Genomic DNA, 7,399 nt, shown 5'->3' on the forward strand with positions numbered 1-7,399 from the left:
GTAGGGGCGGCTGCCGGCCTGGTTGCTGAAGGTCTTGGCAAGAAACCGCGCACCATCCGGCACGATGACTGGGGCCCGGTTCGGAGACAGTGAAGCTAGACCACCGACCGGCAACTGGAAATTGCCGTGGGTGCCTTGCCCAAAGAAATTGCATGACGGATGGGAGACCGCCGGCTTCAAATTGAACTGCCCGGAGGCAAAGGTCCCGCCGCCGCCGGCTTTACCGAACCTGGCCCATGTTTGTGGTGCGTGGCCGCCCCTTGCCGATCTTGCCGGTTCGACCACGCCTTCGATCGTAAGAGGGTTCAGTTGCGGGTTCACATCGGCGTTTGATCTCGCTGCTCGGCCGGCAAGCATGTTCTGCAAAGCGGCGGTGGCCTCCGCAAGACGGCCTCCCGTTGTCAAACGTGTCGCCTGTAGCAGCCCGTCAGGCAGGTGATTCTTCATGACTGTGACTTTCTTGTTTGGGACCCCATCAGGCATCCCCGTGCGGAACCGATATCGGCTTCCGTCGATAGTGGATCGTCGTCGTTTTGACGGGCGACGCTTGGCCCGTCAGCTTGATTTAGTTCGTTCGGTCTGCCAAGGCGGCCTTGACCTCGGCGCTGGCATGGAGCGCACCCAAGACCGTCACCGAGGCGATGGTCGCGCGGGCCAGCTCGGGCGTGACGTCTCGGGCGACGGTGGCTAAGCCGAGCACGTTGATGCGCAGCATCTCGCCGCGGTTTTGCACCGCCTCGAGGTCGCGGCGGCGGTAATGCGCGAGACCAATGTCGAGGGTCTTTCGCGCCACGGACTGGCGGACCACGTCAGCGTGGCGGTCGAGCTGATTGCGAATAGCGGTGCGGATGAAGTCTGTCCGGTTCGAATAGAACCCATCCTTTACCATCAGATCGATATGGCCGAGATCGACGTAACCCAGGTTGATTGTGATCTTCTCGCTGTCCGCCGTCTTAGTCCGAATGTCATGCACTGTGCCCATAATCGCCCCTCCATCCGTATGGATGGTATATGGATGGCCACTGGCGGGTATCAAGGGTCCTGTGCAGGCGCTTCTGAAGTTCGGCCGCTTCCTCACGGATTCGGTCGGCGATTGCGAGTTCCCGCTACAGGTTATCCAACTCCTTTGCAGCGGAAGGTCGAACGGCATGAACTCGCACTCGGCATCCGAGGCGGCGAGGCTGCTTTCGCCGCCTCGGATTTCTAGCAGAGAGTGATCAGCTTGCCATCCAGTTCCGCTGTCTTTGCCGCTCTGGCTGCGCCGAGCGATGTGACCTCGACCTTAGCAGCCTGCGTCCTTCCCGCGCAGGATAAACACGCGGGAAGGACGTTTATCGCGTGTTCACCCGTGCCCGGCCTCTCACATATTAGTCCCTTCCTCCGACTCGCCCGCGTCGCCGCCGGCGTCGTCGCGCCGCCACCCCCTTGCATGCCCTCGGCCGATTCAAGAAGGAGCGCAGCGACCTCACCGCTTACGGTGCGCCGCCCCGCCACAATGCGAAGAAGGTTGATTTTTCGGGCTCAGACCTGAGCGTTCAATCTCCGGCATGCCTGCGCGCTGGCCGGCAATGCGCTAGTTAGCGTCGCAAGCCGACGTTGCGAACTCGACCAGAGACGGGCTCTAACCAGAGCGCGGCACGCAGTCGCTGCACTCTTGGTCAGGTCTCTTTCAGGGCGCTATGTGGGCCTTGATCTCAGCCGCCATTTGACGGATCGCGGCCTCAGGCTCCGGATCGGTCTGGATGCCGTTCAGCAGGACGAAATCGTGAATCATCCCATTGTAGCGGGTGGCGATCACGGACACGCCGGCCTCCTTGAGCTTGCGGGCGTAGGCCTCGCCTTCATCGCGCAATGGGTCATTTTCAGCAGTAATGACCAGAGCCGGCGGAAGCCCACGCAGCTCCTGCAGGGTGGCGCGTAGCGGCGATACGTAAGGATTGTTACGCGTCTTGGCATCCGGCGCATACAAATCCCAACCGTACTTCATGAAGGCGCGGGCCAGGAACCGCCCGGTGCCATATTCATGATAGGACGCTGTGTCCACGCTCGCGTCGGTCGCCGGGATCATCAGCACTTGGTAACTGATCTTTGGACCGTGACGATCTTTGGCCATGAGCGTCAAAGCAGCAGTCATGTTGCCGCCGACCGAGTTGCCGGCTACCGCGATCCGGCTGCCATCCGCGCCAAAGTCTTCGGCATGCGCCGCGACCCATTTCAAGGCGGCGTAGGACTGATCGAGCTGAATGGGGAAGCGCGCCTGGGGCAAGGATGTGTATTCAACAAAAACCCCGACTTGCCCAGAGCCGACCACCAGGTCTCGCAGCAGTCGCTGATGGTTCTGGAAGTTCCCAACGATCCAAACCCCGCCATGAATGAATAGCAGCACACCGGGTTTGCCGGTGACCTGCTTGGGCTCCATGATATAGATCTTCACGGTCTGACCATCCTCGGTGATGGTCTGCGCGGTCGTGTTCACCCCCGACATGTCGACGGGCGTCTTATTCTGAAGGGCCGTCAGAATTTCCTGGGGTTTCGGCTGAGGGAGCTCCCAGAAAGGACTGGGGTCCTTATTGATCTCCTGTAGGAAGGCTCGAACCTGAGGATCGATTCGAGGGTCAGTGGCGGGATCCGGGGCAGCTTGGACAGGCTGGATCATAAGGGTTGCTCCGAGGCTGAGGATTGCAAGCGAGACAAAAAGCTTCACGGTGATTTTCCGGTGGGTTGCATGCAACCGGGATTTAGCCCGCGAGGCGGGGCTGCGCTTCTGTCAAATGACCAGTCGGATGACTGCTCTGCGGTCAGTTGGTGGGATAACTTGCGCCAGCAACAATGGGGGCTAGTCCGGACCGCGACGTGATGCCGGCTTTCGAAAAAATCCGATGCAAGTGGTAACCGACGGTTCTGTGAGAGAGATAAAGCCTGGCCCCAATTTCCTTGTTGGAGAGGCCTTGGACTGCGAGTTGCGCGATGTGAAGCTCCTGTGGACTCAACGCCTCCCATGCCCGCTCGGCTCGGCGACGGCTGGATTCGCCCGAGGCACGCAGTTCCTCTCGCGCTCGAGCGCTCCAAGGCGCGGCGCCGAGCGCGTCGAAAGTGTCACGGCCTGCACGCAATGGAGCCCTCGCATCAGCGGATCTTCGCTGGCGGCGCAACCACGCGCCATAAGCAAGGAGAAGACGGGCTCGCAAAAACGGCCACTTCTTCGCTGCGGGCCCAAGCCCCTTAATGAACAGCTGTTCGGCGTCCGCCGGGTCTGCAAGCAAAGCTTTGCCGTAATACAGCATCGTGTCCAACCACGGCACCCGGACGGGCGCCGATAGGCTCTCGACGTCGTCGATCACACGATGAGCCGCCTCAGCATTCCCAGTAAAGGCGGCGGCTTCCACGAAATCCGCAAGTGCAAAGAACTCAAGGCCGGCACTGAAGGCTGGATCGTCAGGCAGAAAAACGCGTCGCAGTTGTTCGTACGCCTGCCAGTGCTGGCCTGCTCCAATGGCGGACACGCCTCGCGCGATCTGCAATAATACTCGCAAGAAGCTGGCGCCAGTTGGCAGAAGCAGGCGTTCCGCTTGCGCGGCATACGCATCGGATTGGTCCAAGTTACCCCGCATTCCCGTAAGCTTGGCTTTCAGAATTATGGCCGCGGCGATCCACAGGGTCCCCCCTGTTTCTTCCGCAAGGCTCGCTGACTCTTCAGCGTCGCTCATCGCGCCAGTCCAGTTTCCCACTTCCATTTCCGCCCAGCCCTGCGCGAACAGCACGCGCGCGAGTTCGCCGAGCCGTCCCTGTGTGCGTAGCGTGGCACTGAACTCGCAGAGAAGGCGTGCGCCGAAATCGAACGCCCCAATGACATTAGCGGTCGCTCCAAGAACCCGTGCGATACCAGGATTGCTGTCGTCTATCGAGGAGAGGGCCTGGAGCTTATCGTAAACGTCGCTCCCCCGACGAAGCGGTTCGATGTAGGCGGATATTGCGATCAAGCGAGGGTCCGCCTCCGGCATTCCCACCCGGCTTGCCGCAACAAGAACTCTCGCCCTGAGTTCGTCGCTTGCGTCGCTCCACCAGCAGCGCTGAGCGGCGCGCCATAGGAGATTGATTGCCAGATCCTTTGCGCCTCCAGCGCGGGCCTCGGAAGCAAAGGCAATCAAAGCAGAGACTTTAGACGGATCCTCGATCCCCGGTGGCTTGCTGATCTCACGACACCAACCGATCCGCACGAGAGCGAGCTTGTCCAACTCATCCGTGTCTACCTGGCGCAGCAGGCGCTCCAGCGTTTCAGCTTGACCCAGCTCAGCGGCAAGCTCGGCGGCCTTCAAAAGCCGATTGCTTCTGGCTCTTGCCGTGCCGCTCAGTCGCGCCGCCTTCTCGAGAACCTCGATCGCCATAGCGACTGCCCCGCGCCGCACGGCGCGCGCTGCCATGTTGTCATGCTCGCCTGCGAGTTCCTCGTCAGGACCGATAGTCGCTGCCGCGCGATGCCACAACTGTCGATCTAACTGGTCCCGAATGGACGACGCGAGTGCTGCGTGGATCCGCTGGCGGGTCCCCAGATCGGCCGCCTGATGCATCGCTGAACGAACGAGCGGGTGCCGAAATCGCAACTCCGTTTTGTCGATTTGGATTAGCTTCACGGCGATCGCCGGCGCCAAGGCGTCGATGCCAACCGGCTCACCCAACACCGCTTCGCCCGCGCGCAGGATTTCGTGGAGCGATGTCCCGTCATTCTCCGCCGCCACGAACAGCAGAGTGCGGGCCGTGTTCGGGAGGTCGGACAATCGAGTTGAGAAGGCCCGTTCCAACCGCTCCGTCAGCGGAAGCCACAGCGTATCTTGAGCCTCAGTTGCCTGCTCGCCATTGGGCAGTTCCAACAGGGCCAGAGGGTTACCGGCGGCCTCTTTGAGAAAGCGGCTGCGAAGGTCGGCCGAAAGGCCCGGAGCGTGAGATTGCAGCAAATACTCAGCGTCGATATCGTTAAGTCCCGACAAGTTAAGCCGAAGGGTAGAGGCGTCACCGAAAGGACGATTGGAGCCGTCGCGCATAGCTACCAAGAGAGCGATGGCATCGGATCCCAGTCTGCGCGAAATGAATGCCAGTACGTCATAGGTTGCCTCGTCTAGCCATTGAGCGTCATCGGCAACAAGCAGGATCGGTCTGCGGGGTGTGCTTTCGGCCAGCAGAGATAGCGTTGCAAGTGCCACCAGAAAGAAATCGGGTGCTCCCACATCATCATGCATGCCGAAAGCGGCCAGTAAGGCGGATCGCTGGCGAGGGACCAAGCTGTCAGCCCGCTTCATCAACGGGCGCAGCGCCTGCTCAAGAGCCGCGAACGGCAAATGGACTTCCGCCAGGACGCCGGTCATCGCTAATACAGACACGCCGCGTTCGCGAGCTCGCCGCTTTGCTATATCGAGGAGCGCGGTTTTTCCAATCCCAGGCTCGCCGCTGATGACGAGTGTCGATCCACCTTGATCGATTCGCTCAATCATATGATCGATCAGGGCAATGTCTTGCTGTCGGCCCTGGAGAACGAGGGGCACGGATCGAGCGCCAAGGCGCGGTTGCCTTCGCGGCGAGCGTGGCTCTTTCGTCGATTTGGCCATCGCTAAACCTAGACCGGCCGAGCTACTCACACCACCTGCATCAAGCGTCGATCAGCGGCTGGCGGGCGGGTGATGTCCGAACAGCCTGGTTTCAGGATCCAGCCCAGGCCGCCGACGGCAACGTGGGCGCTACGGGGCTCCCCCAAACGATCGCATGACCGTAGATCGGTCCTGGTCCGCCTTCCCGAGTGCCCGCTGGCGGGATGATCTATGGGCATGGTTCGTGCCTGCCACTACGGCCGAGCGGCGGATCAATCGTTGGCTCGGATGCGGATGTTGAGGGTCCTCAGCGATGCCCGCGATCGGGGCCTGCGACGCGTTTGCCTTCCAGTCTCTTTCGAGAGCCGCTACCTCGACGACTCTTTGATGTCGTTTGCCACCTTTAGATCGACGCCTTGCTTTTGTGCAGATTCCGGGGTGATCGCGCCCGTCGTTCCGATTTGATGGCGCCCACCATTCTGATTTGATCCCGCCCAGGGTTCCGAGATGATCCCGACCGGGTTTGTGGGAGGGGGGGGCAGTCGTTGGCTCGATAAGGTCGCTTCATTTTGGAGGGGCCGATGCCGACGGAGAGGATCGCGATGCGCCGAGTGCGCGAGATGTTGAGGTTGAGGCTAGACGCCGGCTTGGCGGCGCGAGAGGTCGCCCGTCGGACCGAGGTGGTACCATCGACCCCCCGGGAGATGTTCCAACGGTTTGGGCGTTCTGGCCTGTCGTGGCCGCTGCCGTTGGAGCTGAGCGACCCTGATCTTGAGACCCGTCTCTACGGTCCAGCGGGCACGAAGCAGGGCCACCGGCGAAGGGCTGAGCCCGACTGGGCGGCAGTGAAGCGCGAGTTGAAGCGCAAGCATGTCAGCTTGCAGATCCTTTGGGACGACTACATCGAAATCAATCCGGACGGGTATCGGTACAGTCGCTTTTGTGAGCTTTACGCGACCTGGGAGCAGCGCCTTCCCGTCACGATGCGACAGACCCATCTCGGCGGAGACAAACTGTTTGTCGATTACGCGGGCGACACCGTTCCGGTAATCGTCGACCGCCACAGCGGCCATATTCAGGCAGCGCATATTTTCGTGGCGGTGATGGGAGGATCAAGTCTCAGCTTCGCCCATGCGAGCTGGACCGAGACACTACCCGACTGGATCGACGCCCATGTTCAAGCCTTTAGCCGCCTGACTGAGCCCTGCGGAGCTCGCTTTACGCCCGCAAAACCCACGGTCAAACGGAGCTTGACTACAGCCCCTCTAACCCCCCCAATGAAACCACCAACGAAGGCCCTTCAGGTGGGCGGCATCATCTCGGAATGATGGGCGCCATCATCTCGGATTGGGTGAGCGGCATCGTCGGAATGAATGAGGGTTCTGTTTAGTCCCGCATCACAGCAGAACGCGGCGGCGCCCCATGCTGCGGGAGTGAACAGAAGCCTGATTGAACGAAGCCGCGTCACAAGGCTCAGTCTATGGGGATTGATCGACGACGGCGCCCCTGATGAGTCGCGGGTTCCGGCAAATTGCTCTGCCATGCTGCCTTGGTTCGTGCGTCTGCTCCCATGCCGACGTCATTACGAGCGTAGGACCGCAGAATATCGATCGTATCATCCAGGCATTCTATTGGAGATGGGGTGTTGACGTCACCAGAAGACAATATCATCACGCCGGCGCCGAGAGACAGCTCCGGGATGATTTCTAGAATGATCGAACATTCCTCCGATGATGTCATGAGCTGTTCCAGATCGGCATGTTGTGCGTTGCCTTCTCTGGCGGGATGGCGGCGACGTTGATCATCCCGCCGCCGCAGCA

5 protein-coding genes and 1 pseudogene are annotated in these 7,399 nt (G+C 60.8%); 1 reads left to right on the top strand and 5 read right to left on the bottom strand.

The window, feature by feature from the left end:
* The 4 genes from GSQ83_RS30735 to GSQ83_RS25495 all read right to left on the bottom strand — a co-directional run.
* Positions 1-357, bottom strand: a 357-nt coding sequence (locus tag GSQ83_RS30735) for a hypothetical protein (RefSeq protein WP_254065910.1), incomplete at its 3' end; no start/stop codon positions are given.
* A 208-nt stretch (positions 358-565) separates the two neighbouring features.
* Positions 566-982, bottom strand: a complete 417-nt coding sequence (locus GSQ83_RS25485) for a CopG family transcriptional regulator (protein ID WP_158805696.1) — start codon at positions 980-982, stop codon at positions 566-568.
* Between the two features lie 687 nt (positions 983-1,669).
* Positions 1,670-2,485 carry an alpha/beta hydrolase gene (locus tag GSQ83_RS25490; protein ID WP_216850574.1) on the bottom strand — a complete coding sequence of 272 codons (816 nt, stop codon included), beginning with the start codon at positions 2,483-2,485 and terminating at the stop codon, positions 1,670-1,672.
* Positions 2,486-2,798: 313 nt separating this feature from the next.
* Positions 2,799-5,537, bottom strand: coding sequence for a LuxR family transcriptional regulator (locus tag GSQ83_RS25495; RefSeq protein ID WP_216850575.1), 2,739 nt, complete (start codon positions 5,535-5,537; stop codon positions 2,799-2,801).
* A gap of 644 nt (positions 5,538-6,181) precedes the next feature.
* On the opposite strand from GSQ83_RS25495, the pseudogene GSQ83_RS25500 reads away from it, so the two are divergent.
* A pseudogene (locus tag GSQ83_RS25500) lies at positions 6,182-6,763 on the top strand (IS21 family transposase); the annotation flags it as partial.
* 289 nt (positions 6,764-7,052) lie between these two features.
* Here GSQ83_RS25500 and GSQ83_RS25505 read toward each other — a convergent pair.
* On the bottom strand, positions 7,053-7,399 hold a 347-nt coding region (locus GSQ83_RS25505), incomplete at its 5' end, for a hypothetical protein (protein ID WP_216850577.1).

It is taken from the genome of Acidisoma sp. L85 (assembly GCF_009765865.1).
Taxonomy (GTDB): domain Bacteria; phylum Pseudomonadota; class Alphaproteobacteria; order Acetobacterales; family Acetobacteraceae; genus Acidisoma.

Excerpts from the sequence above, each read along its gene's own strand:
- GSQ83_RS25490 (WP_216850574.1), bottom strand. The coding sequence starts at position 2,485 with ATGTCGGGGGTGAACACGACCGCGCAGACCATCACCGAGGATGGTCAG.
- GSQ83_RS25485 (WP_158805696.1), bottom strand. The coding sequence starts at position 982 with ATGGGCACAGTGCATGACATTCGGACTAAGACGGCGGACAGCGAGAAG.